The 25,394-nt window shown below is 69.7% G+C and carries 14 protein-coding genes; 6 read left to right on the top strand and 8 right to left on the bottom strand.

Features of this window, described 5'->3' with window-relative positions; all coding sequences use genetic code 11:
- Positions 1–81: 81 nt before the first annotated feature.
- The 4 genes from WMF28_RS43900 (at position 82) to WMF28_RS43915 (ending at position 7,733) form a co-directional block, all read left to right on the top strand.
- Entirely contained in the window at positions 82–3,168 is a 3,087-nt protein-coding gene (locus WMF28_RS43900; protein WP_437599722.1) for an AAA family ATPase, read from the top strand.
- A gap of 188 nt (positions 3,169–3,356) precedes the next feature.
- A complete protein-coding gene (locus tag WMF28_RS43905; protein ID WP_437599723.1) occupies positions 3,357–5,597 on the top strand; it encodes an SLC26A/SulP transporter family protein in 2,241 nt (746 codons plus the stop codon).
- 129 nt (positions 5,598–5,726) lie between these two features.
- On the top strand, positions 5,727–6,788 hold the full coding sequence (locus WMF28_RS43910) for a polyamine ABC transporter substrate-binding protein (RefSeq protein ID WP_437599724.1): 1,062 nt from the start codon (positions 5,727–5,729) through the stop codon (positions 6,786–6,788).
- 360 nt (positions 6,789–7,148) lie between these two features.
- A complete protein-coding gene (locus WMF28_RS43915) occupies positions 7,149–7,733 on the top strand; it encodes a GNAT family N-acetyltransferase (protein ID WP_437599726.1) in 585 nt (194 codons plus the stop codon).
- Positions 7,734–8,386: 653 nt separating this feature from the next.
- On the opposite strand, the gene WMF28_RS43920 is transcribed toward WMF28_RS43915, so the two are convergent.
- The 4 genes from WMF28_RS43920 to WMF28_RS43935 form a co-directional block, all read right to left on the bottom strand.
- Positions 8,387–11,458, bottom strand: coding sequence for a TonB-dependent receptor domain-containing protein (locus tag WMF28_RS43920; protein WP_437599727.1), 3,072 nt, complete (start codon positions 11,456–11,458; stop codon positions 8,387–8,389).
- 521 nt (positions 11,459–11,979) lie between these two features.
- Positions 11,980–12,807, bottom strand: a complete 828-nt coding sequence (locus WMF28_RS43925) for an ABC transporter permease (RefSeq protein ID WP_437599728.1) — start codon at positions 12,805–12,807, stop codon at positions 11,980–11,982.
- Positions 12,804–13,697 (bottom strand): ABC transporter permease, encoded by an 894-nt coding sequence (locus WMF28_RS43930; RefSeq protein WP_437599729.1) that lies wholly within the window; start codon positions 13,695–13,697, stop codon positions 12,804–12,806. The genes WMF28_RS43925 and WMF28_RS43930 overlap by 4 nt, the downstream gene beginning before the upstream one ends.
- Positions 13,690–14,805: an ABC transporter ATP-binding protein gene (locus WMF28_RS43935; protein WP_437599730.1), complete on the bottom strand. Its 1,116-nt coding sequence runs from the start codon at positions 14,803–14,805 to the stop codon at positions 13,690–13,692. Before WMF28_RS43935 ends, WMF28_RS43930 begins: the two co-directional genes overlap by 8 nt.
- 381 nt (positions 14,806–15,186) lie before the next feature.
- Between WMF28_RS43935 and WMF28_RS43940 the strand changes: the two genes are divergently transcribed.
- Positions 15,187–19,011 carry a serine/threonine-protein kinase gene (locus WMF28_RS43940; protein WP_437599731.1) on the top strand — a complete coding sequence of 1,275 codons (3,825 nt, stop codon included), beginning with the start codon at positions 15,187–15,189 and terminating at the stop codon, positions 19,009–19,011.
- A gap of 162 nt (positions 19,012–19,173) precedes the next feature.
- On the opposite strand, the gene WMF28_RS43945 is transcribed toward WMF28_RS43940, so the two are convergent.
- From WMF28_RS43945 to WMF28_RS43955, 3 genes are all read right to left on the bottom strand, one after another.
- A complete protein-coding gene (locus tag WMF28_RS43945; RefSeq protein ID WP_437599732.1) occupies positions 19,174–19,482 on the bottom strand; it encodes a hypothetical protein in 309 nt (102 codons plus the stop codon).
- Positions 19,483–19,629: 147 nt separating this feature from the next.
- A complete protein-coding gene (gene gcvPB / locus WMF28_RS43950) occupies positions 19,630–21,123 on the bottom strand; it encodes an aminomethyl-transferring glycine dehydrogenase subunit GcvPB (RefSeq protein WP_437599733.1) in 1,494 nt (497 codons plus the stop codon).
- A 14-nt stretch (positions 21,124–21,137) separates the two neighbouring features.
- A complete protein-coding gene (locus WMF28_RS43955) occupies positions 21,138–21,740 on the bottom strand; it encodes a hypothetical protein (protein WP_437599734.1) in 603 nt (200 codons plus the stop codon).
- Between the two features lie 299 nt (positions 21,741–22,039).
- Here WMF28_RS43955 and WMF28_RS43960 point away from each other — a divergent pair, with 299 nt between their 5' ends.
- Positions 22,040–23,716: an FG-GAP repeat domain-containing protein gene (locus tag WMF28_RS43960; protein ID WP_437599735.1), complete on the top strand. Its 1,677-nt coding sequence runs from the start codon at positions 22,040–22,042 to the stop codon at positions 23,714–23,716.
- 102 nt (positions 23,717–23,818) lie between these two features.
- On the opposite strand, the gene hemL is transcribed toward WMF28_RS43960, so the two are convergent.
- Positions 23,819–25,135 carry a glutamate-1-semialdehyde 2,1-aminomutase gene (hemL, locus tag WMF28_RS43965; protein ID WP_437599736.1) on the bottom strand — a complete coding sequence of 439 codons (1,317 nt, stop codon included), beginning with the start codon at positions 25,133–25,135 and terminating at the stop codon, positions 23,819–23,821.
- Positions 25,136–25,394: the final 259 nt, after the last annotated feature.

The raw sequence follows: 25,394 nt of genomic DNA on the forward strand, positions 1-25,394 counted from the left end.
CAGTAGACTCCAGGCTCTGCGTCCCGCAGACGCGCTTCCCAGGCTGATTCCCAGCGGGATCCGTTGCTGAGGAGCAAGGAAATGAACCCGCTCGTCCCCGACTTCATCATCCAGCAAGACGCTCTCGGCAACACCGAGGGCAGCTTCACGGGGGCGGTGCTGATGATCGACATCCCCGGCTTCACCGAGCTCACGGAGAAGCTGATGCAGCACGGGCGCGCGGGCGCTGAGACGCTCGCGGGCACGCTCCGGTACTACTTCGACCCGCTCATCGCCGCGGTCCACCACGCCGGAGGCTTCATCACGAACTTCGCGGGCGACGCGTTCACGGCGCTGTTCCAGGACACGCCGGACCGCAAGGTCGCGGAGTACGTGCTCGGCGCGGCGCTCTCGATGCGCGATCTCTTCGCCGAGCACCCCGAGCGCGACACGCCCTTCGGCAGCTTCCCGTTCTCGTTCCGGATGGGGCTCGCGTGGGGCTCGGTCGAGTGGGGCATCGTCCGCATCTCCCCGGAGCGCGCTTACTACCACTTCCACGGGCAGGCGCTCGCCGCGTGCGTCGCGATCGAGCGGCAGGCGCAGAAGGGGGACATCCTCCTCGACCGCGCGCTCTGCGATCGCATCCCGCCCGCGAGCGCGAAGTACCACGGCGAGGGCGTCTACAAGCTCGGCGACGTGCCGGCGCCCAGGATGCCGCAGGTCCCGAGGAACCCGCCGCGCGGCGAGGGCACCTCCTTCGTGGCGAGGGGCGTCGCCGACATGCCCCCGGAGGGCGAGTTCCGCAACGTCACGAGCGTCTTCCTCTCGTTCGAGCAGATCCCGAGCTTCGCCGAGCTCACGCGCCTCCTCCACGAGCTCTCGGAGCTCTACGGCGGCACCTTCACCGGCATCGACGCGGGCGATCTCGGCATCGCCGCGCTGATCCACTTCGGCGCCCCGATCACCCACGAGAACGACAACGATCGCGCGCTCGACTTCGCGCTGGAGCTGAAGAAGCGCGGCCTCCGGCAGATGCGCCTCCGCGCGGGGATCACGCGCGACGTCCGCTACGCCGGCTTCAACGGCGGCACCGAGCGCAACGAGTTCGCGTGCATCGGCCGCGCGACGAACCTCGCCGCGCGCCTCGTCGCGAAGGCCCCCTGGTCGGCGATCTGGGCCGACGAGCAGGTCTTCCGCGCCGGCGAGACGAGCTACCAGTGGACGACGGAGAACATCTTCCGGTTCAAGGGCTTCGACCTGCCCATCCTCGTCTACTCGCTGGAGCGCCGCCGCATCTCGGTCCAGAAGGAGTTCTACGACCTCGGCCTCATCGGCCGCGAGGCGGAGATCGAGCAGCTCGCGCGCTACGTCGGGCCGATCTTCGAGGGCAAGCCGGCCGGGATCACCTACATCGACGGCGAGCCGGGGCTCGGGAAGAGCTACCTCGTGCAGCGCTTCCGCCACCGGTGCGAGGAGCACCAGACCGACCGGCCCTTCCTGTGGATCGACGCGCGCTGCGATCAGACGCTCCAGAGCTCGCTGAACGCGTTCGAGTTCGCGCTGAAGGAGTACTTCTGGGAGTCCTCCGCGCTCGGCAAGGAAGAGAAGCTCACGAACTTCGACGACGCGTTCGAGTACCTCCTCGAGCGGCTGCCCGAGAGCCAGGCCGCGCTGAAGCGCGAGCTCGACCGCGCGCGCTCGGTGTTCGCCGCGCTCATCGGCATCCGCTGGGAGGACTCGCCGTACGAGCGCCTGCACCCGAAGCTCCGGTACACGAGCACGCTCTCGGCGCTGAGCTTCGTGTTCCTCGCCGAGGCGTCGCTCCAGCCGGTGATCCTGCACCTCGAGGACGCGCACTGGGCCGACGAGGACTCGCTCGAGGCTGTGCGCGTGATCGCGCGCGCGTGCCGGGGGCTGCCGATCGCGATCATCTGCACGACGCGGCGCAAGGATGACGGCACCCCGGTGCGCATCCCGCTCGATCCCGGCATCTCCGAGAAGGTGATCGAGCTGAAGCCGCTGCCGCGCGAGCAGCTCCTCGCGCTCGCGGTCCCGTTCTTCGGCGGCCCGATGCCGGACATGCTCGCGACGCTCCTCTGCGAGACGGCGGGCGGCAACCCGTTCTTCGCGCAGGAGATCCTCGCCTACTGGCTCGAGGACGGGCGCTACGGATCGAGCTCGAGCTCCATCTCGATCTCGAACACGTTCATGCCGCCGAAGAACGTGAACAGCCTGCTCATCTCGCGGCTCGACCGGCTCGACGCGAAGGTGAAGCAGACGATCGTCGCCGCGGCCGTCCTCGGGCGCGAGTTCGACCTGCGCGTGCTCGCGCTGATGCTCCCCGACGCCGCCGTGCTCGAGGAGCACGTGCGCATCGGCGAGGCGCAGTGCATCTGGTCGCAGATGACGGAGCGGCGCTTCCAGTTCAGCAACGCGCTCCTCCGCAACGCGGCCTACGAGATGCAGTCGCGCGCGCGCCTGCAGGAACTCCACCGGCTCGCCGCCGAGGCGATCGAGAGCCTGTACGGCGACGACCTCGAGGACCAGCTCGTGGCGCTCGGGCGCCACTGGCGCCGCGCGGGCAAGGTGGATCACGCGCGCCGCTACTTCCTCGCGGGCGCGCGCAAGGCGGCCGCGCGCTACGCCCACGAGGAGGCGACGCGCCTCTACCGCGTCTACTTCAAGCTCTCGCCGGAGCCGACGCCCGAGAGCGTCGTCGTGCGCTACGAGTTCGCCCGCGACGTCCTCGAGGCGAGGGGGCGGTACCAGGAGGCGCGGCAGGAGCACATCCGCGTGCTCACCGACGCGCAGAAGCTCGGCGATCGCGGGTCGGAGTCGCTCGGCTTCCTCGGCCTGGGCCGCACGCACTGGGCGATGCAGCAGCCCGACGACGCGCGCACGTACTGGGAAGAGGGGCTGCGCGCCGCGCGCGAGGCGGGCAACCTGCCGACCGAGGGGCTCACGCTCGCGAGCCTCGGGATGGCCTACGCCGTCCAGGGCCGATACGACGCCGCCCGCACGCTCTACGCGCGCGCGATCACGGTCGAGCGGCAGATCGGCAACCGGCGCGAGGAGGCGAGGCTCCTCGCCGAGTTCGCGAAGCTGCACCGGCTGAGCGGCCACCCCGGCGAGGCGGAGGCCCTGCAGGAGCAGGCTGCGGCGATCGAGCGTGAGCTGGGTGCCTCTTGAGCCGGCGCGGGGGGCCGCGGTGCCCCCCGCCCGCCACGCCGCCAGCATCGTCGTCGCGACCCTCGCTGCCGCATACCTGCCCGGCTGCAGAATCGCTATGCTCGGCTCGCCTGCGGAGCGGCGCTAGCGCCGCTCCGGCCTAGAGCGGCGCGGATTTCGCCACATCGTCCGAGAGGTCTCTCAAGAGCATGACACAGCAGGAAGCAGGGGACGTTGCGGAGCCGGTGCGCGAGGAGCAGCGCGGGTCGGCGAAGCGGCTCAAGCTGGTCCAGGCGGCCCTGGCGGCCGCGGTCTCGGGGACGCTGGTCGTCACCTTCGACATCTCGCTGGCCGCGCTCGTGTTCACGCACGACTTCGCGGACCGGCTGTCGAAGGGGATCGGGATCTTCCTTGTCAGCTCCGTGATCGTCGGGGTGATCGTCGCCCTCCTCAGCTCCTTCCGCCCCGTCATCGCCGCCCCGCAGGAGGACGCCGCCGTCATCTTCGCCTCGATGGCCTCGGCCATCGCGGCGGGCGTCCACAAGATCGACCCGAACGCCGACGCGTTCCCGACGGTGATCGTCGCGATCGCGCTCACGTCGGTCGTCGCCGGCGGCTTCTTCCTGCTGCTCGGCATACTCCGCCTCGGGGTGCTCGTCCGCTTCATCCCCTATCCCGTGGCCGGCGGCTTCCTCGCCGGCGCCGGATGGTTGCTCGTCCAGGGGTCGCTCTCGGTCATGTCCGGCAAGCCGGCCACGCTGAACATGCTCCCCCACCTGTTCTCGAGCTCGCTGGACAAGGTCCTCACCGGCCTCGTGTTCGGCGTGCTCCTCGTGGCGCTCCTCCGGCGCTACACGAACCTGCTGCTCCTGCCGATCCTGCTCGTCGGGTCGACCGGCGTCTTCTACCTGATCCTCTACATCTCCGACTCCAACGTGACGCAGGCCTTCGCGGACGGGTGGCTCCTCGGGCCGTTCCCGCGCGAGGCGCTCTGGCCTCCCGTGGAGGTCGCCGACCTCAAGCAGGTGAACTGGCCGGTCCTGTTCGACAGCGGCGGCAACATGGTGGCGGTGACGGTCATGGCGGCCATCACCGTGCTCCTGAGCGCGTCCGGCGTGGAGCTCGCCACCGAGCAGGAGATCGACCTCGATCGAGAGCTGCGGGCCACCGGGGTCGCGAACATCGTCGGGAGCATGTTCGGGTGCGTCGTCGGGTACATGTCGATGCCCGAGTCGTCGATGAACTTCAAGACCGGCGCGAACACCCGGCTCGCGGGCCTCTTCGCGGCGTCGATCAGCGCCCTCGTGCTGGTCATCGGCGCCGACGCGATCAGCTATTACCCGCGCCCGGTGCTCGGGGGGCTCATCGCGTACCTCGGCTTCCACTTCCTGATCAACACGCTGTACGAGGGCTATTTCCGGCTGCGCCGGACCGAGTACCTCGTCGTGGTGCTCATCCTCCTCGTCGTCGCCGTCTGGGGCTTCCTCCTCGGCGTCGCCGTGGGGCTCGGGGTGTCGCTCATCCTGTTCGCGCTCAGCTACAGCCGCATCGAGGTGATCCGCAACGCCATCTCCGGCCTGCACCTCCGCAGCAACGTGGCCCGCAGCGACGGCGAGGAGATGACGCTGCTGGAGCGAGCCAAGCAGCTGTACATCCTCCAGCTCCAGGGCTATGTCTTCTTCGGGACGGCGTACAACCTCCTCGTCAGCGCTCAGCAGCGCATCCAGAGCACGGACGGGGAGATACGGTATCTGCTCCTCGACTTCCGGCACGTCAACGGGCTCGACTCCTCGGCCATCGCCAGCTTCCTCCGGCTCCGCCGGCTGGCGAAGGCGAACGGCGTGAGGCTCATCCTCACCGAGGTCCCGGCGGACATCAGAAACCACCTCGAGCGCGGCGAGGTCGTGATCGAGAACGACGACCAGTGCCGGATCTACCCGGATCTGGACCGCGGCCTGGAGGCGTGTGAGAACGAGATCATCCAGGAGGCGCCCCCGAGCATGCTGCCGCCGCCCATGCTCTTCTACGACCTCCAGGATGTCTTCAACGGCAGGCCGGAGATGCTCCGCTTTCTTAGCTACCTGGAGCGCGTCGAGGTCCCCGCGGGGTTCGACCTGTTCCGGCAAGGGGACATCTCGAAGGACCTATACCTCATCGAGGGCGGTGAGCTGACGGCGTGGCTCGAGATCGACGGGAAGAAGATAAAGCGGCTCCGCACCATGGGACCGGGCTCGGTGGTCGGGGAGTCAGGGCTTTACATGGGCGAGAAACGTTCTGCGACGGTGACCGCGAGCCGCCAGGTCACGCTCTACAGGCTGTCGGAGGAGGCGCTTCAGCGGCTCACCGCCGAGGCGCCCGAGCTGGCAGCCGCGTTTCACCACTTCGTGGTCACGTTGCTCGCGCGCCGAATCGTCCACTCGACTGGTCCTGTCAAATCATTGTTCAACTAGAGCGAAGAACGTCCAGTCACGCCGCGTTCCCGCGAGATGCCTTGAACAAGAAGGAGAAAGGACTGACTGATGCAATACAGACGTAGACCCCTGGTGCTTGTTTCGGTGCTGCTGGGGGTCCTTTCGCTCATGGCTTGCTCCAAGAAGGAGCCCCCGCCGGCGGGGCAGGACCCTGGAGCCGGCGCCAAACCAGCCGCGCCCGCCGAAGTAGGCGAGCTGAACCTGCTGATCTTCCCAGACTATATCGATGAGAAGATCGTCAAGGATTTCGAGGTTCTGACCAAGGCCCAGGTGCGGCTGACCCGATACGACTCCACCGAGGAGATGGAGAGCAAGCTGGCGTACGCGGGCGCGGAGAGCCAGTACGACGTCGTGATCATGGCCAGCCAGATCCTGCCCAGGATGGTGCGGCGCGGCCTGGTCAAGCCGCTGGAGCACGCGCAGATCCCGAACCTCAAGAACCTCGAGCCGCGGTTCTCCGGGGCCGGGTTCGACGACGGCAACAAGCACGGCGTGCCGTACCAGTGGGGCACCGTCGGCATCGTCTACAACAAGAAGAAGCTGCCCAACCTCGATCCTTCGTGGTCGGTGCTGCTCGATCCGAAGAAGGTGGCCGGTACGTTCGTGCTGCTCGACGAGCAGCGGGACATGCTCGGCTCGGTGCTCAAGTACAAGGGATTCTCGAGCAACACCACGAACGCGGACGAGATCCGCGAGGCCGGGACCGTCCTCAAGGACGTGAAGAAGCAGCCGAAGTGCCTCGGGTTCAAGGGCGGCGTGGGCGCCATGGAGGATGTCAGGGCGGGCTCCGTCGACATGGCGGTCGTCTGGAACGGGGACGCGCAGAAGGCCATCCAGGCGGACAAGGACCGCCTCGCCTTCGTGATCCCGAAGGAGGGCTCCGTCATCTGGGTCGACGTGATGACGATCGCGGCGAAGGCGCCTCACCCTGAGCTGGCCCACAAGTTCATCAATCACGTGCTCACGCCGGAGGGTGGCGCGCAGCTCTCGCTGTACACAAAGTACGCGTCGCCCAACGCCGCAGCGCAGGGCAAGCTGCCGCCGGAAGACCGCACGAACACGCTCATCTATCCGACGAAAGAGGTGTCGGATCGCCTCGAGCACCACCGCGACCTGGGCGAAGCGGCCAAGGTGTTTGACGAGGTCTGGACGGAAGTGAAGTCCCAGTGACTTCGCCGTGCCGTCGTCATCGATGGCAGCGCGGCGTGCCACCGCGGGCTCAGGGAGGCACCTGCGCCCACGTGGACGGACACGCACCCTCTGTAAAGTCTCCTCTCTGACCCTCCGAGACCAGCGGCGTGTGGGATCTGCTCCGGTCCCAGCGTCTCGTGTGAGGCGGAGCGCGACCTCGTGTGCGGCGCGCGGCGCGGACCGCTGGTCGGCGCCTGCGTGCGGTGCGTGCGGTGCGCATCGCACGCAGGCGCCGAGCCTGGATGCACAGTGGACACAATCGGAACGCGCGCCGTGAGATTACCGCACGATGCCGCGGAACGATGATAGGCTGGGCGTTATACCTGGGAGAAGCCCCTGATGAGCAGCCCTCTCGACCTTCCGTTTGCCGTTCATCCTCGTATCGAGACAGAACGCCTTGTACTGCGTGAGATCCAGGAATCCGATGCTGAGGCCCTGTTCTCCGTCTGTTCGGACGCTGAGTGGCTGAGGCTATGGGGCGCTCCCGTTCACAGAGAGGTCGCCGATACTCGGAAAATGATCGGCATGCTCAAGCGTGCGCACCAGGAGGGCTCGCAGCTCCGATGGGGTATCAGCATCCGGGGATCGGAGCACCTGATCGGCGCCGTAGGGTTCTATCGCTTCCTGATGCCGCACTATCGCGCCGAGATCACCTACGAGCAGGCGCGCACGTCGAGCGGCAAGGGGTACATGACGGAGGCGCTGCGCGCGGTCGTGCGGTTCGGGTTCGAGCAGCTCGACCTGCACACGATCGAGGCGGGCATCGACCCCGGGCACGGGCCCTCGCTCCGGGTCGCTGAGCGGCTCGGCTTCCAGCGGGAAGGGTACCTCCGGGAGAACTACTTCTTCCAGGGGAGTTTCTACGACACCATCCTGTGTACGCTGTTCAGCCCGAAGGCGGGGCAGCGGCCCTACAACAAGTAGCGGGGCTCCTGGTGGTTCTGTAGGATCTCAGGTCCGCTCGATGTGCCCGGCCCCCGGCAAGGGGGGTCGTCGCGCGGGGCGGGCGGTGGGCCGAACTCGCCTGGGGCGTCCTGTCCCCGTCGTGCGATGCACGACGGAGACAGGACGCCATTCGGGCTCAAACATCGGCCCATCGCCCACCCCGCGCGACGACCCCCCTCGCCGGGGGCCTGCCGTTTGTCCATGGAATGACCGTCCTCGGCGCCGGCAGGCGTCGACGAGCGCGGGGGCCGCATGACGGCGCGTGCGGCTCGCTTTCGCCTTCCGCGCTGGCAGGCGTCGATGAGCGTGGGCACCGCTTGATGGTGGGTGGTGCGGTCATTTGCCAAGAGAGATTCCACATGAAGGCGGGAAGGTGGGAAGATCATTCAGGTTTTCTTCCCGCCTTCCCGCCTTCCTGTTCAAATGACTGCACTACCTGATGGTGCGTGCCGCTCGCTTTCGCCTTCGGCGCTGGCAGGCGTCGACGAGCGCCGGGGGCGCTCGACGGTGCGGGCTGCTGGCTTCCGCCTGGCGGGGATGATCTCGGGGGGACAAAAAGACAGCGCCCCTCCGCTGGAAGGGGAGGGGCGCTTCGCGATGCAGGCAGCTGGCGAGGCCAGCGCCCGCGGTTCTCAGAGGCTCATGTTGAGCGAGGCGAGGAACGTACGGCCGTTCTGAGGCATCTTGGCGATCGTGTACTGCGCGGCCGTGGGCGCCGTGTAGCGCCAGTCGCCGACGTTGTAGACGCCGACGTTGTACCGGAGCCCGCCGACCTCCAGCTGCCCGGAGACCACGATGTCCCAGATCACCGCCGGCTCGGTCTTGGTCTGATTAGGCACGCCGTCCGGCGGAGGTGTCTCGCCCTCGTACGTCTTCACGTTGCGGTCGAACCGCGGCGCCTCGACCGTCAATCGCGACGCCAGGACGACCGCCTTCCCGAAGAGCGGGGCCGCGCCGCGGACCGATCCCATGTGCTCCGGTGAGTTCGGGACCTGGCGCAGCTTGTCCACGCCGTCCTCTTCCAGGTACTGCGCCTTCGCGTAGGAGTACGAGGCCGAGGCCATCCATCCCTGCCGCCACTCGCGGCGCAGCTCAGCCTCGCCGCCCACGACGAGGATGGGGTCCCCGGTGTTCCTGTATTGCGTCGGATCATCCACTGGGATCCCGCTCCCCTGCTGGAAGATCAAGTTGTCGAGGTGGTTCACGTAAGCGGCAGCGAGCATCGATACCGTGGAGGAGAGCCGGTGCGTGAACTCGATCTCTCCCGACCAGACAAATTCGGGCACGAGATCGTCCCCCTGCTTGTAGGTCACGTCAACACCCGTCCCGGCTTCGTTGAGCAAGGCGTACCCGTAGAACATCTCCTGGATGGACGGCGCCCGGAACGCGCGGCCGCCGGTGATCTTCAGGTTACCCTGCTCGTACGGCTTGGCGATGAGCGCGATCCGAGGACTCGGCACGACCTCGCCGAGCGTCGAGTAGTAGTCGAAGCGAGAGCCTGCCGAGATGCGGAGCCGCTCCGACGGGGTGATGTCGACGAGCGCGTACCCGGCGAAGATATTGTAAGGACGCTTGTCCTCTCGGTCCATTTTCGCGAGCTCGTCCGCCGCCTGCGACTCATTCAGACCCTCCAGGTTTGGCAGCGGCAGGTAAATGAACTCGTAGCACCCGGTGCCGTCGCAGACCGTGTCCAGGCCGCGCTGCGTGGCCTGGAAATGTATTTGTGCCTCGGCGCCAACGGTGACCTTCACCTGGGAGATCGGGCTGAACTCGACCCGCTGCTCCGCCAGAAGCCAGAGACCGTTGAAGTCTTCCTGGTCATGGATCTTGTCGAACCCCGGCGGCATCAACGCCGAGTCCGGGTCGTACCAGAGTTTGTCGCGGAAATTGTACCAGTTGAAGCTCGCGCGGGTGAGCGTCGCCAGTTTGTCTCCGAAGCGCGGCGCTAGCGAGAGCTCAACGAACCCGCGGGTGTCTCGATAGGTGGTATTGTCGCCGCCAAGCTGAGTCGTGGCGACGCCGTTCGGGAGCGTCTTCCAGCGGGAGTTCAGGTACGCCTGCGCCGAGAACGACTTCATCCAGAGCCGGCCCTGGAATGTCCCGACGTTGAACTTGTCCGTATCCCGGGCATACCCGTCGAAGCTGGGGGTCGTATAGTGCTCCCTGTAGTCGCCGAAATAATAGTCGCGCCCGAGGCTGCGCCCGGCGGCGGCCGACATCCAGAAGCCGGAGTCGCGCCCGAGCGGCATCTGGGCCGACACGCGGCCTCGGATCAACCCGTTGTCCGCCGTGCCCACGCCGAAGCCGACGCTGGTCGCCGTCGGGCGGCCCTTGGTCACGATGTTGACGACGCCGGAGAACGCGCCCGTACCGTAGAGGACCGAGCCGGGACCTCGCACGATCTCGATCCGCTCCACGTCCTCGAGGTCCGTCCGGGCCAGGTAGTCGAAGTACGACAGGTTGACCCAGCTGTCGTTCATCGAGTGACCGTTGAGCAGGGTCAGCATGCGGTTGCCGAAGTCGCCCGGCAGGTTGATCCCGCGGACGCCCGCGAAGGTGTACGCGCCGTCGTACGTCGTGTAGACGCCGCGCGTGCCCCTCAGGGCCTCCGCGACGGTGGGATAACCCATCGCGCGCAGCTCCGACCCGGGGATGATGGTGACCGAGCCCGGCGCGTCCTCGACGGCCTCCGCCGAACGAGACGCGGCCTCGACCTCCTCGAGCTGGCGGAGCGAGATGTCGATGCGGGTCTGCTGGCTCGCCACGACGTTCGCGACCTGCTCCACAGGGCGGAACCCGCGCAGCGAGACGCGCACCCGGCGCTGGCCGCTCTGCACGTTGAGCACCGCCGGCGTGAAGCCCATCGGCTTGCCGTCGACCTCGACGAGCGCGTCGCGCTCGTCCGCGTTGACCACCAGGCTGCCGGTGAGCGGGTTGAGACGGTAACGCGCGGTCACCGTGCTCGCGGCCCCGACGTTCACGTCCTGCTCCGACGGCTGATACCCCTCCTGCGAGAGGTACAGGCGATGCCGGCCAGGCGGCAGCGTGAGATCGCACGGCGCGGTGCACGCCGGCGGACCGCTCGCGTCGTTGATGCGCACCGTCGTGCCCGCCGTCTCGCCGACCACGCGCACCGTGCCGACGATGCGCTTCAGTTTGATCGCGACGTTCGTCTGCTCGCCGACCTTCGCCTCGACGTTCTCGACCTCCGCCGGCTCGTATCCCTCGAGGTCGACGATGATCTTGTGCTTGCCAGGCTGGAAGCCGAGCAGGCGGGGCGTGTTGCCGCGCCCGCCGAGATCGCGGCGGTTGATGTACACCGTCGCTCCGGGCGGGTCCGACGTCACGTTGATGACAGAGACGTTTGGCCGGATGCGCGCGAGCGCCTCCTCGATCGCGGGCCTGCGCGCGGCGTTTGGCTCGAGATCGAGCGCCTGAACGTAGTAGCGGAACGCGTCCGGGTACTCCTGGAGCGCCTCGTACGTTCGAGCGATGTTGAAGATGACGTTGCGGTTTGGCACGAGACGGTTCGACACCAGGAAGTGCTCCAGGGCGCCCCGGTAATCGCGTGCTGAATAACGCTCCGTGGCGATCCTGAAGTGTAGATCGGCCTCGTCGGCCAGATCGTCCGCCCAGGCAGGCCGACCGGAGAATGTGAGGAGTGAAACGAGTATGAGTAGGAGTGCGGAACGACGAAAGCTCATCTTTCGATCTCGATTCCCAGCGGTCGTAGTGTGGAGCGGAAGGCGCCGTCCGCCGGGTCCAGCAGTGACGCTGAGACACGGCGAGCTTGGGACGAATAGCCGCATTGCCGGGTCAGCTTACCGTAAGCCGTGGGCCGATCCAACCTGTTCGCACAAGCGGTCGATGCCTCCTCCTCCACGTGGACGTCGCTGTGTAGGCGCTTCTGCGCGGCGGGCCTGATAGCGTGAGCAAGACCCAGCGGCGCGGCGCGCACGGAGCGCGGCGCGCGTGGGGATCTCGTCGTGGATGTTCGCGCATCCGAGCGCCGGAAGGCAAGCGACCCGAGGTCGCGCTCGCTCGCGCGCCGCGCCATCGCCCGGGCCCGGTCACAGCGCGCTGGATGCGCCGCCGCCACATGCATAAGCGCTCGTGAGGCGCCGCGCGGAGGCGCCGGCGCCCGCGCCGCCCGCGGGAGCGGCGCGGGCCCCTCAGCGGCCGCGCGGCTCGATCTCGAGCTCGGCCGTGGCGCGGAGGCGACAGCTCAATCGTGCCGCCAGCGGGTCATCCGCTCCAGCATGATGATGAACACGATCACCCCGAACACGAGGAGCGTTGAAATCGCGAACAGGTCCGTCCGCATCCCTCGCACCTGAGAGTGATAGACGAAGAGCGGGAGCGTGACCGAGCGCGGGCCGGACGTGAAAAAGCTGATCACGAAGTCGTTGAGCGACATCGTGAACGCGAGCATCGCGCCCCCCACGATCGCCGGCCACAGGAGGGGGAGCGTGACCCTGCGGAAGTGGATCCAGGACGAGGCGTAGAGATCCATCGCGGCCTCGCTCAGCGTCGGTCCGATGGAGATGAGGCGGCTGCGGACGATGAGCGTGACGAACGCGATCTCGAACGTCACGTGGCCGATGATCATCGTCGTCATGCCCAGATCGAACCAGTCCACCACCCGGCGGAGCAGGTTGAACGCCATGACCAGCACCGCCGCGAACGTGATGTCCGGAGCGACCGCCGGGATGTCCACGATCGACTCGAGCAGGCGGCTCACGGAGCTCGTCCACGGAAAGCGCATCCCGAGCGCGAGCAGCGTCCCGAGGATCGTCGAGATGACCGTCGAGGCGCCGCCGAGCAGCAAGGTGTTCACGGCCACCTCGCGGATCTCCCTCGCGCGCCGGCTCGTCTCGGGATCGGCGAAGAGCTCGATGTACCAGCGCACCGAGAAGCCCGTCCAGACCAGGCCCCGCTCCGCGGCGTTGAACGAGTACATGGCGACCGCGAGCAGCGGCACGTAGAGGAGCCCGAAGCCGAGGAAGGCGGCGACGGTCGTCAGCGCGCGCCAGGGACCGCGGCCGCTGTTCACAGGATCTCCACGGAGCGCCCATTTCGACGGTACAGCGAGACGCCGCCCAGGGTCAGGATGATGAGCAGGAGGCTCAGCGCCGCGCCATAGGGGATGTTCCGGCCCGGGCCGAACTGGTGCTGGATCAGGTTGCCTATCAGCCAGTGCTTCGCGCCGCCGAGCATGTCGCTCACCACGAAGACGCTCATCGCAGGGACGAACGTCAGGATCACGGCGACGCTGAGGCCGGGCAGGGTCTGGGGCAAGATCGCGGCGAAGAAGACGCGGAGCCGCGAGGCGTAGAGGTCCTGCGCCGCCTCGACGAGCGACCAGTCGAGGCGGTCGATGCTCGTGTAGAGGGGGACCACCGCGAACGGGAGCGAGGCCGCGACGAGGCCGAGCGCGACCGCGGTCCAGCTGGGATAGATGTCGCGGCCGGGGTCGATCCAGCCGAGCCAGGCGGCGAGCTTGGCAGGCATCAGCTGCGCCGACAGGAGGAGCTTCCAGCTGAACGTGCGGATGACGAGGTTCGTGCAGAGCGGGACGATGACGAGCGCCAGCCAGAAGAACCGCCGGCGCCGCGAGCCGCGAGCGATGAAGAAGCCCATCGGATACGCGAGCATCACGGAGGCGCTCGTGGCGATCAGCGCGAGGACGATGCTCCGGATGAGGATGCGCGCGTTCTCGCCCGACGCGGAGCCGAAGATGCGCACGAACGACTCGAGCGTCAGCTCCCAGATCAGGACGCCGTCCGCGTCGCGCTTCATGAACGACACGACGAAGAGCGCGAGGCTCGGCAGGAGGAGGAACACGGACAGCCACGAGATGCCGCCCGCGATGAACAGGAAGCCCCGCGCGAGGAGCCTGCGCCGCGTCGTCAGCTGGCCATACCAGACCGTCGGCTCAGTCACTGAGCACCTCGAGCCGCTCGGAGGGCAGCGCGAGCCAGACGGACGAGCCGGGCGTGAGCCGCGAGCGGGGGCTGAGCTGCACGCGCAGCGGCCCGGGCTCGATGATGAGCTCCACGTGATCGCCGCGGTAGAAGCTCTCGCGCACGACGCCGCGCACGCCGTTCTCCGGCGGCTCGTTCTCGCACAGCTCGATCCACTCGGGGTGGATCGCGAGGGTGCCGAACTCCCACTGTGGCGTGGTCTGGACCCTCAGCGCGCCCACCGTCGTGAAGACGAGCGTGGCGCCGACGCGCTGCGCCGAGATGAGGTTGGCCGCGCCGAAGAACTCGGCGGCGAAGCGGCTCTGGGGCCGCTCGTACACCTCGGCCGTCACGCCCTGCTGCTCGATGCGGCCCTTGTTCATCAGCACGATCCGGTCCGAGACGGTCATCGCCTCGTCCTGATCGTGAGTGACGAGCACGAACGTCTTCCCGAGCGCGCGCTGGAGGCGGCGCAGGTCGAGCTGGACCTCGGCGCGCAGCTTGGCGTCGAGGGCCGACATCGGCTCGTCGAGCAGCAGCACCTCAGGCTCGTTGACGACCGCGCGCGCGAGCGCGACTCGCTGCTTCTGACCGCCCGAGATCTGGTGCGGATATCTCTCCCCGAGATCATCGAGCTTGAGCATCGAGAGGCTCGAGCGCACACGATCGCGCACCTCCGGGTCAGGGATGCTGCGCGACCTCAGGCCGAACGCCACGTTCTCGAACACGGTGAGATGCGGGAACAGGGCATAGTTCTGGAACACCGTGTTCACCGGCCTGCGGTTCGCCGGCAGGTGGTCAACCGCCCTGCCCGCGAGGAGGATGCGCCCCCGATCGGAGCGATCGAGCCCCGCGATGATGCGGAGCAGCGTGGTCTTTCCGCAGCCGGAAGGCCCGAGGAGCGTGACGAACTCGCCGGCCTCCGCCGTGAACGACACGTCGTTCAGTATCTGTGTCTTCCCGAAGCTCTTGCTGACATTCTCTACAACGAGGCTGCATCCCGGGTTCCGCGCGGCCTCGCTCTCGGTCGGGGGCCTCGTGATGCGCCGCGCCGATGACGAGAAGAAGTCTCTCAACCTCTGGATCACCCCAGCAAACCCTTTGCGCGTGGCGCTCTCGGAACCGCTTCCGATGCCTCGGAGCGTACTACGCAGACCATGATGCTCTCCCGTTGTCAACTGGGTGCGCGCCGGGTTGACCGGCTGAGCGGCGCGCGTCGGACCGGGTTCTTTTCGCTCGCAGGCCGGGTACGCTACCCCCCTTCCCTTGAGCGTGCCAGCTTTCTGCCGATCCGGCTCGCGGCGCGACGCATGCGCCACGCAGGCCGCGCGCGCCGCCGACGCACGCCGCGCGTCGTGTGCGCTTCCCCCGCGCACGCCGCGCGCTCAGAGGCGCCATCCGCGCGTCTTCCACGCGTCGTCCACGCACTGCTTGCCACCGCTCGGCGCCGGTGATTTCTTGGTCCACGCATGGGCCTGAGGAGCGCGAGACCTGAGTTCGGAGGCACGCGTCGCTTCCAGGTCGTTCGCGTCGTGGGGGTCGGCGGGATGGGGGTTGTCTACGAGGCCTTCGACCGCGAGCGAAAGGGGCGCGTCGCCCTCAAGATCCTCCGGAATCTGAGCGCCGATGCGCGCCTCCGGTTCAAGAACGAGTTCCGTTCGCTGCAGGACATCCAGCACCAGAACCTGGTCAGCCTCGGCGAGCTCCACGAGGAAGAGGGGCAGCTCTTCTTCACGATGGAGCTCATCCGCGGCGTCGACTTCGTGGTGCACGTGCGGCTCCACGAGGAGGGCGACGCCGGGCCGAGGGGCGAGCCCGCGAGCGGCGGGCGGCGCTCCACCCTGCCGTCGATCCCCCTCTGGCATTCGCAGGGCCCCGCGTCCGAGCCGCAGCCCCGGATCACGCGCCCCTTCCACGAGGCCCGGCTCCGCTCGGCGCTGGCGCAGCTCGCCCAGGGGCTCGCGGCGGTGCACGCGGCCTACAAGGTCCACCGCGACATCAAGCCTTCCAACGTGCTCGTCACCGCCGAAGAGCGGGTGGTCGTCCTCGACTTCGGCTTCGTCGCCGACGCGAGCGGCCCAGGGCGCGAGCACGCCGTCGTCGGGACGCTCCACTACATGGCGCCCGAGCAGGCCGAGGGGAAATCGGCCGGGCCCGAGGCGGATATCTACAGCGTGGGGGTGATGCTCTACCTCGCGCTGACCGGCGTCTATCCGTTCCAGACCGCGCCCAAGGCGGCGATGGACATGATGCGGCGGGCCGAGCCGCCGCCGCCGAGCCGGCTCGTCGAGGACATGCCGGCCGACATCGACGAGCTCTGCGTGGACATGCTCCGCATCGATCCGGCCGCCCGCCCGACGGCGCGCGACGTGCTGCGGCGGCTGCGGGTGCAGGAGCTCATCGAGGAGCCGCCCGTCCTCTCGCAGCGCATCGGCTTCGTCGGTCGGCAGAGCGAGCTCGCCGCGCTCGAGGGCGCGTTCGCCGAGGCGAAGATGGGGCGCGGGATAACGCGGTTCATCGAGGGCGAGTCGGGCGTCGGCAAGAGCGCGCTCCTGCGCCGGTTCCTGGAGCGCATCGACAAGGAGGCGCTCGTCCTCGCCGGGCGCTGCTACGAGCGCGAGGCGGTCCCCTACAAGGCGGTGGACGAGCTCATCGACGCGCTGAGCCGGCACCTCGTGCGCCGCCCTCCCGAGGAGATGAGGGCGTTCCTGCCGCCCAACGCCGGCCTGCTCGGCACGGTGTTCCCCGTGCTCCGGACGGTCCCCGCCATCACCGAGGCGCGCGCGCGGCGCAAGGCGATCGACCCGCCCGAGATCCGCGCCCTCGTCTTCACCGCCCTGCGGGAGCTGCTCGGCCGGCTCGCGGCCGAGCGGCCGCTCGTGCTCGCGATCGACGACCTCCAGTGGGCCGACGCCGACAGCGTCGCGCTGCTCTCGGAGGTGATGCGCCCGTGGACCGAGGCCGACCTCTGCGCCGCGAGCCGGCCCGGCTCGTTCGCCGGCCTCGACGGCGCCGCGCCCGCGGGCGCGCCTGTCGATCCCTCGCGCCCGCGGGCGATGATGCTCGTCGCCGCGGTGCGGACCGCATCGGAGACGGCGCCGCCGGTCTCGCGGCAGCTCGGGGTGCCGGTCGACTCGCTCGGGCACATCATCCTCCATCGCCTGTCGCTCGCGGAGGCGCAGGAGCTCTGCGTGCTGCTGCTCCGGGGCGCGCCGCTCGGTCGGCCGCTCAGCATCGAGGCGATCGCGCAGGAGGCGGGCGGCCACCCGCTGTTCATCGACGCCCTCCTGCGCCACCGGCTGGCCCAGGACAACGACGGCAGCCCGGTGCGCCTCGACGACGTCCTCTGGGCGCGGATCAGCCGGCTGGATCCACGGGCGCGCCAGCTGCTCGAGCTCGTCGTCTGCGCCGGCGTGCCGGTGCTGACGTCGGTGGCCGCGCACGCCATGGCGGCGGACTTCGTGGAGCTCACGCGGGTGCTCTCGGCCCTGCGCGCGGCGAACCTCGTGCGCACCGGCGGCTCGGGGCAGGACGAGTTCGCCGAGCCGTTCCACAACCGCATCCGGGAGACCGTGACGAGCCGGCTCGACGAGCAGACGTCGCGCAGCTGGCACGGCCGGCTCGCGCTGGCGCTGGAGGCCTCGGGGCGCGCGGAGCTCGAGGCGCTGGCCGAGCACTGGCGCGCCGCCGGGGACGCCGAGCGCGCGGCCGGCTACGCGGTGCGCGCCGGCGAGCAGGCCGAGGCCGCGTTCGCGTTCGACCACGCGGCGCGCCTCTACCGCATGGCGATCGATCTCCACCTGCCCGGCGGGGCGGAGCGGCGGGTCGTGCTCGCCAAGCTCGGCGACGCGCTGAGCAGCGCCGGCCGCGGCGCCAAGGCAGCGGAGGCCTACATGGCCGCGAGCGACGGCGCCCCGGAGGCCGAGGCGGTCGATCTCGGGCGCCGGGCCGCCGAGAACCTGCTCCGCGCCGGCTACGTCGACGCCGGCATGGCGGGCCTGCGCTCGGTGCTCGGCGCGGTGGGCATGCAGGTGCCGAAGACGCCGGAGCTCGCGGTCGCGTCGCTGATGCTGCGGCGCGCGCAGGTGCGCCTGCGCGGGCTGAACTTCGTCGAGCGGCCGGCCGACGAGGTCTCGCCGGAAGATCTCATGCGCATCGACGTCTGCTGGTCGGCCGCGATGGGGCTCGCGATCGTCGATCCCACGCGCGGCGCGGACTTCCAGGCGCGCAACCTGCTGCTCTCGCTCAAGGCGGGGGAGCCTTACCGCGTGACGCGCGCCCTCGCCTTCGAGGCGACCTACCTCGCGATCGACGGCGGCCCCTCCGCGTCGCGCGTGACCGATCTGCTCTCGACGGCGAGCGCGATCGCGGCGCGCATCGGCCGGCCCCACGCGCTCGGCCTCGTCGGGTTCGTCGGCGGCGTCACGGCCACGCTGTTCGGCCGCTGGCACCAGGGCGTGGCCGATCTCGATCGGGCGGACGTCATCTTTCGCGAGCGCTGCACCGGCGTCACGTGGGAGCGGAGCTGGGCGCACACGTTCTCGGCCTGGGCGCTCTGGTACGGCGGCGAGACGCGCGAGTTCATGCGCCGGGTCCCCATGTACCTGCAGGCGGCGGACGAGCGCGGCGACCGCTACCTCGCCACGAGCCTGCGCTCCTCGCAGAGCAACGCCTACTGGCTCGTGGGCGACGACCCCGACTCCGCGCAGCGCCAGGCGCAGGACGCGATCCGGAGCTGGTCCAAGGCGGGTTTCCAGCTGCAGAGCTACTTCGACCTCGTCGCCCGCGCGCACATCGGCCTGTACCGGGGCGACGGCCAGGCCACGCACCGCCTCTTCGCCGAGCAGCAGTCGGGCATCGAGAGCTCGCTCGCCCTGCGCATCCAGGCCGTGCGCATCATCATCACCCACCTCAGGGCCTGCGCCGCGCTGGCCGCCGCCGCCGCCGTCACGCCGGCCGACGCGGAGCCGCTGTACGAGGAGGCGACGCGCGCCGCCCGCAAGATCGAGGCCGAGCACATGCCCTGGGCCGACCCGCTCGCCGCGGCGGTGCGCGCCGCGGTCGCCGCCGCCCGCGGCCAGGCGGAGGCGGCGGGCCATCAGCTCGCCGACGCCGTCCGCGGCTTCGATGCCGCCGGCATGGCCCTCTACGCCGCGGCCGCGCGCCGCCGCCACGGCGAGCTGCTCAAGGGCGACGAGGGCCGCGCCGCCGTCGCGACGGCGAACGGCTGGATGCACGACCAGGGCATCGTGAGCCCCGATCGCATGACGAACATGCTCCTGCCCGGCTTCTAGTGCGGAGCTCACCCGCTTCGGATACGGGCCCATCTCGACGTTTTCGGTGCTCAGCGTACAGGAGTACGCTTCCGCGCCGAAAACGCCGAGCTGGACCCGTCTCCTGTGCGGGTGAGCTCCGGCTGCGGCAAGGGGGAGGGGGGATGAGCCGGCGGGGGCGCGTCAGGGCTTCACGCGCAGGATGGCCGTGCCCCGCTGCTTTCCGTAGAGCTGCTTGATCTCGATCTTGTACTCGCCCGGCGACGACGCGCTGAACTCGACCGGCGAGGCGCTCTGCGGCTTGCCGGTGGGCAGGTCGCGCAGCACGCGCTCGATGATGATCTTCCCCGAGGGGGAGCGGATCTTGATGTTGAACGGGGGCGTCGCCTCATCGTAGGCGCGGAACACGAGGCGCACGGTGTCTCCAACCGAGACCGGGGTGGTCTGGCTGATCGTCTCGATGTCGCCCTCGTTCTCCACGGTATCGGCCACCCGTCGCTCATCTCGTGAGGTACCGCACCGTGGGCCCTCGACGCTCATTGTAGACGCGTCCGGCGGAGATTCGCGAATTTGGAGCGCGCCGCCGGCCGGCGCCGCCTGCCAGAGGAGGCCGCGCGGCGGCCGCCTCCTCCGGAGGGATCACGTCCGCGACCATCGCAGGCGCGGCTGGCGCGCGGCCCGGGCCTCGTCGAGGCGACCGACCACCGTGCCGTGCGGCGCCTGCTTCACGACGTCCGGCGTCTCCTGCGCCTCCTTGAGGATGCTGAGCATCGCCGCGGCGAACTCGTCGAGGGTCTCGCGGGTCTCCGTCTCCGTCGGCTCGATCATCAGGGCGCCGGGCACGACCAGCGGGAAGTAGACCGTGGGCGCGTGGAAGCCGTAGTCGAGCAGCCGCTTCGCGATGTCGAGCGTCTTGACCCCGGTCTCCTTCTCGATCTGGCTGTCCGAGAGCACCACCTCGTGCATGCACGGCTGCGGCACCGGCGCGCTGTAGTGGTCCTTCAGCTTGGCCCAGAGGTAGCGCGCGTTCAGCACGGCGAGGCTGCTCGCCGTCGTGAGCCCCTCGCCGCCCATCTCCCGGATGTACGCGTACGCCCGGATGAACATCCCGAAGTTGCCGGTGAAGGCCCGGAGCCGCCCGACGCTCAGGGGCCGGTCGCGGTCCCACGCGAACGCGTCGCCGCGCCGCACGAGGACGGGCGACGGCTGGAACGGCTCCAGGTGCTTCTTGAAGCAGACCGGCCCGGCGCCGGGGCCTCCGCCGCCGTGCGGGGTCGTGAACGTCTTGTGCAGGTTGATGTGGATGACGTCCATGCCGACGTCACCCGGCCGCGCGTGCCCCATGATGGCGTTCGTGTTCGCGCCGTCGCCGTAGACGAGCCCCCCCTTGTCGTGGATGAGCTTGATGATCTCGGGCAGGTGCGTCTCGTACGCCCCGAGGGTGTTCGGGTTCGTGATCATCAACCCGCAGACGTCGCCGTCCGACCCGTGGCGCTCGATCGCGGCGAGGACCTGCTCGGGGTGGGTGATGCCGTCGGCGGTCTTCTCGATCCGCACGGCCACGAGCCCGTTGAGCGCGCAGCTCGCCGGGTTCGTGCCGTGGGCGCTCTCCGGGATGAAGACCTTCCGCGGCGAGCGCCCCTTCGACTCGTGGAACGCCCGCATCATCATCAGCCCCGCGAGCTCGCCCTGCGCGCCCGCCGACGGCTGCAGCGAGCAGCCGTCCATCCCGCTGATCTCGCAGAGCGCCTCCTGCAGGCGCCACATCACCTCGAGCGACCCCTGGCTGAGCTCGTCGGGCGTCATCGGGTGCAGCTTCGCGAAGCCCGGGATGCGCGCGGCCCACTCGTTGACCTTCGGGTTGTACTTCATCGTGCACGACCCGAGCGGGTACATCTGCCCGTCGATGCAGAAGTTCCACTGCGACAGCCGGACGAAGTGCCGGAAGGCCTCCGGCTCGCTCACCTCCGGCAGGCCGGCCGGCTCCTTGCGCGCGAGCGCGCCGTAGTGAGCGCCGGGATCGACGTCGGGCACGTCGAGCGGCGGGAGCGACGCGCCGGTCCTGCCCGGCGTGCCGCGCTCGAAGATGGGGGGTTCGCGGAACTGAATGCCTCGCGGCTGCGGTTGGGTCATCGGGGGCTGTTATGTCAGAGGCCGGGGGGCTCGGCAGGTGCTTCGTCGGAGGGGGAGGCGGGCGGCTCGGGCGCCCCGGACTCCTGGTTCTGGCTGTCCCAGTCGCCGCCGCCGATGTCGGCGCTGCCGGTGCCCCCGATCGACTGCAGGTCCGGCAACATGTTGCGCTGCTTGACCGCTTCCCAGGGCTCGCCGACCTCATCCTTGTTGCGGCCGATCTCGCCCACGACCTTGTCGTCGACGTTCTCGCCCTCCGGCCGCGTGTACTTGAGGTACCCCCGGCCTTCCTTCGTCGAGTTCGGCCCGATGGCGCCGATGACGTGCTCGGTCCAGGTGAACTTGATGAGATCGCCCGTCACCGTCCCGTGCAGCTCGCCCCACCGATCCTTGACCGGGCGCATCCAGCGGCCCTCCATGGAGTCGTTGTCCTGGACGAGGTGCAGGTAACCGTAGAGCTCGCTGTAATAGACGCCCGTCCAGTCGCCGCCCTCGGGCATGTCCCCAGCTTGCACCTTGGCCGTCTTGGGCGGGGGGGTCGAGCTGCAGCCCAGCGCCGTCGTCCCCAGCAGCAGGGCACAGGCGGCGCCGGCAATCCAAAGCCGTCGCGATACGTTCATGGCGGCGGAGCCTAGCACAGCACCTACCCGCACCCATACCCCCGCCATGTGCCCCGCGGCAGCGGCAGAGGAACGAACGTGCGTCACGCGCGTCACGTGCGTTACGTGCGCAACGTGAACGACATGCAGCCTACCTGCCCCGCTGAAGGAGGAGCGTAACGCACCGTTCAGCGCATCCGCGACGGCGTCAAATTTCCGCTTCGCCTCTTCGTGGACCGCGAAGCGCTGGTAAGCTTCGGAGCATGATGAAGTCCTTTGTCTGCAACCGAGGTTTTGTAATTCCCGGTAGAATTGCTCTCTTGACCAGCCTCCTCGCCCTTGCGGCCTGCGAGGGGCAGATCGGCAACACCGACGGCACCCTCCCCGACGACGGCGACGACGGCGGCGGCAGCAGCAGCAGCAGCTCCTCGGGCGGCCCTCGCCCGGTCCCCGGGGGCTCCAAGCCGTTGCCGACCGCCGCGTCGTGCGCTCCTGCGGCGAACGGCACCGCCGACGTCGCGGAGCCCCAGCTCCTCCTCCAGCTGTCCGACGACGACGAGAGCGCGTGGCTCGGGTCGCCGGTGGTCGCCGATCTGGACGGCGACGGCGAGAGCGAGATCCTGGTGACGCACAACGGCAACGTCGTCGCCTGGGGCCCCGACGGCGAGCAGAAGTGGCGGTTCGACGAGTCGCGGCAGCACGGCCGCATCTGGGCGAGCCCGATCGTCGCGGATTTCCGCGGCGACGCGCAGCTCGAGGTCGTCTTCGCGGCGCGCACGAGGATCTACATGCTCGACGCGAGCGGCCGGGTGGTGGACGGCTGGCCTGTCACCTGGAACGACGAGATCCGCGCCCTCGCCGCCGGCGACGTCGACGGCGACGGCCAGCTCGACGTCGTGGCCGCGAGCACCGACAGGTCCCCCGACGTCCTGATGGCCTTCCACGCGAGCGGGGCGCGGGTCGCCGGCTTCCCGCCGATCGAGAGCAACACGATCGGGTGCGACGCGCGCCGCAGCGACGACGCCGAGTGCTGGATCGTGGGCGTCTACGACCAGAACCTGGCCATCGGCGATCTCGACGGGGACGGCGCGCAGGACATCGTCGCGCCGATGGACAACTCCTATGCCGGGTTCTACCGCGGCACGGGGGAGGCCTTCGACGCGAATCCCATGTTCGAGGGCCGCCCGAAGACGCCGGGCGTGCGGTACATGCACGACCTCGCGCTCGCGCAGCAGGGCTTCGGCGACAGCCGCGACCTGCAGGCCTATTTCAAGAACTCGGCCCCTGCGATCGCGGACGTCAACGGCGACGGCACGCCGGAGATCATCATGCTCGCGGCGGCCGAGGACGTCGACATGTCGGACCAGTCCCAGGGCGTCGGCCTCTGGGTGGTCCGCAACGACGCGAGCCGCATCGAGGGGTGGGAGAGCCCGTTCTATGCGCCGGACTACCTGTCCGGCGGCGAGGATCTCGGCGGCAACATCGTGGCGGCGACGCAGCAGGTGACCGTGGCCGACCTCGACGCGACGCACCCCGGCCCCGAGATGATCTTCGCGGGCCTGGACGGGCGGATCCACGCGGTCCACGCCGACAAGACGGCGTACTGGGACGTCCAGTACACGGACGACACGCAGGTGCTCACGGGCGGCGTCGTGGTCGGGGACCTGTCGGGCGACGGCATCCCCGAGGTCGTGTTCAACACCTACTCGACCGAGGAGAACCGGAGCCACCTCTTCGTCCTCAACGCGGGCGGCAAGCTCCTCCACAAGATCCCGCTGCCGCGGCTCGGCGCGATGCCCGTGCCGACGCTCGCCGACGTGAACGGCGACGGCACCATCGAGATCGTCGTGTCGCTCCGCGAGATCGGGTGGATCGGCAACCAGCCGGAGCCGTGCACGTACGTGTACACGGTGCCGCAGTCGGCGACGAACTGCCTGCTCTGGCCGACCGCGCGCGGAAACTACTACAGGAACGGCTGGGTCCGCGGCGCGGACTGACGCGCTCCGCGGGGCCCGCGCGGGCAGGCTCCGCGCTCGCGCGCTCGTGAGGAGGGCCGATCGCTCCGGCGGTCGGCCCTTCGCCGGCGGGCCGGTCCGGCCTCAGGCCGCGAGCGCCTCGCGGCAGGCGGAGACCGTCCGCTCGATGTCTTCCTCGGTGTGCGCGCCGCTCAGGAAGGCCGCCTCGTACTGCGACGGAGGCCAGTAGATGCCGCGCGCGAGCATGCCGGCGTGGAAGGCGCTGAAGCGCTTCGTGTCGGAGGTCGCGGCGTCGGCCCAGGAGCGGACCGGGCCCTCCGTGAAGAACAGCGTGATCATCGAGCCGACCCGCTGCACGCACGCGGTCACGCCGGCGCCCTCGGCGGCGGCCCTGAGGCCGCGCTCGAGGGACGCGCCGAGCTGCTCGAGCCGCTCGTAGAGGTCGGGCGTGAGGCGCTCGAGCGTCGCGAGCCCCGCGCTGACCGCGAGCGGGTTGCCGCTGAGCGTGCCGGCCTGGTACACGGGGCCGAGCGGCGAGACGACGCGCATCACGTCGGCGCGGCCGCCGTAGGCCGCGAGGGGCATGCCGCCGCCGACGATCTTGCCGAGCGTCGTCAGGTCCGGCCGGAGGCCGAAGCGCTCCTGCGCGCCGCCGCGGGCGACGCGGCAGCCGGTCATCACCTCGTCGAAGATCGAGAGCGCGCCGTGCTTGCGGCAGAGGTCGATCACGAGGGCGAGGAAGCCCGGCTCCGGCGGGACGCAGCCCATGTTGCCGACAACGGGCTCGAGGATGACCGCGGCGATGTCGCCGCCGCGCGCCGCGAAGGCGGCCTCGAGGGCGGCCGGGTCGTTGTAGGGCAGCGACAGCGTGGCGCGGGCGACGCTCTCGGGGACGCCGGCCGAGTCGGGCGCGCCGAAGGTGGCGAGCCCGCTGCCTGCCTTGACGAGCAGGTGGTCGGCGTGGCCGTGGTAGCAGCCCTCGAACTTGATGATGACGTCGCGGCGGGTGAAGCCGCGCGCGACGCGGATGGCGCTCATCGTGGCCTCGGTGCCGCTGGAGACGCAGCGCAGCATGTCGATGCTCGGGTAGAGCTCGCGGATCTTCTCGGCGAAGCGGACCTCGAGCTCGGTCGGGGCGCCGAACGAGAGGCCGCCGAGGGCGGCTTCGCGGACGGCCTCGACCACGGCGGGGTTCGCGTGGCCGAGGATGGCCGGCCCCCAGGAGCCGACGAAGTCGATGTACTCGGCGCCGTCGACGTCGACCAGCCGCGCTCCCTGCGCGCGGGCGATGAAGAGGGGGTCGCCGCCGACGGCGCGGAAGGCCCGCACCGGGCTGTTCACGCCGCCGGGCAGGACGGCGGCGGCGCGGTCGAACAGGGCCTTGGAGGCGGGGGCTCGGCCCCCGCGGGCAGGCGGAGGAGCGCTTGTCGCGTTCGTCATCGTGCTCCGGCCATAGCAGGGGCAAGGCGGGGGAGCGACGCGGAACGAGGCTGCCGGGCGCGGGGCGTCGAGGTTTGCCGGACGCGGGGCGTCGTGGTGGCGGGGCCCGAACCACGGACGGGGGCTGGTGGCGAGCGGCCTTCGCTCCACACGATCCTTTGCGGCGCGGTCGCGCTTGGCTATGGTGATCGCCTGGAGAGAGGGGGCCGCGCGCTGCGGCCCGGGCTGCTCCTGGGGACCGCGGGCGCGGATCCCCGAG

Source organism: Sorangium sp. So ce590, assembly GCF_051521365.1.
Lineage (GTDB): Bacteria > Myxococcota_A > Polyangia > Polyangiales > Polyangiaceae > Sorangium.

What these genes read in the sequence shown, in the direction of transcription:
- WMF28_RS43900 (WP_437599722.1), top strand. Translation starts at nt 82, where the DNA reads ATGAACCCGCTCGTCCCCGACTTCATCATCCAGCAAGACGCTCTCGGC.
- WMF28_RS43905 (WP_437599723.1), top strand. Translation starts at nt 3,357, where the DNA reads ATGACACAGCAGGAAGCAGGGGACGTTGCGGAGCCGGTGCGCGAGGAG.
- WMF28_RS43910 (WP_437599724.1), top strand. Translation starts at nt 5,727, where the DNA reads ATGGCTTGCTCCAAGAAGGAGCCCCCGCCGGCGGGGCAGGACCCTGGA.
- WMF28_RS43915 (WP_437599726.1), top strand. Translation starts at nt 7,149, where the DNA reads ATGAGCAGCCCTCTCGACCTTCCGTTTGCCGTTCATCCTCGTATCGAG.
- WMF28_RS43920 (WP_437599727.1), bottom strand. Translation starts at nt 11,458, where the DNA reads ATGAGCTTTCGTCGTTCCGCACTCCTACTCATACTCGTTTCACTCCTC.
- WMF28_RS43940 (WP_437599731.1), top strand. Translation starts at nt 15,187, where the DNA reads ATGGGCCTGAGGAGCGCGAGACCTGAGTTCGGAGGCACGCGTCGCTTC.
- gcvPB (WP_437599733.1), bottom strand. Translation starts at nt 21,123, where the DNA reads ATGACCCAACCGCAGCCGCGAGGCATTCAGTTCCGCGAACCCCCCATC.
- WMF28_RS43955 (WP_437599734.1), bottom strand. Translation starts at nt 21,740, where the DNA reads ATGAACGTATCGCGACGGCTTTGGATTGCCGGCGCCGCCTGTGCCCTG.
- hemL (WP_437599736.1), bottom strand. Translation starts at nt 25,135, where the DNA reads ATGACGAACGCGACAAGCGCTCCTCCGCCTGCCCGCGGGGGCCGAGCC.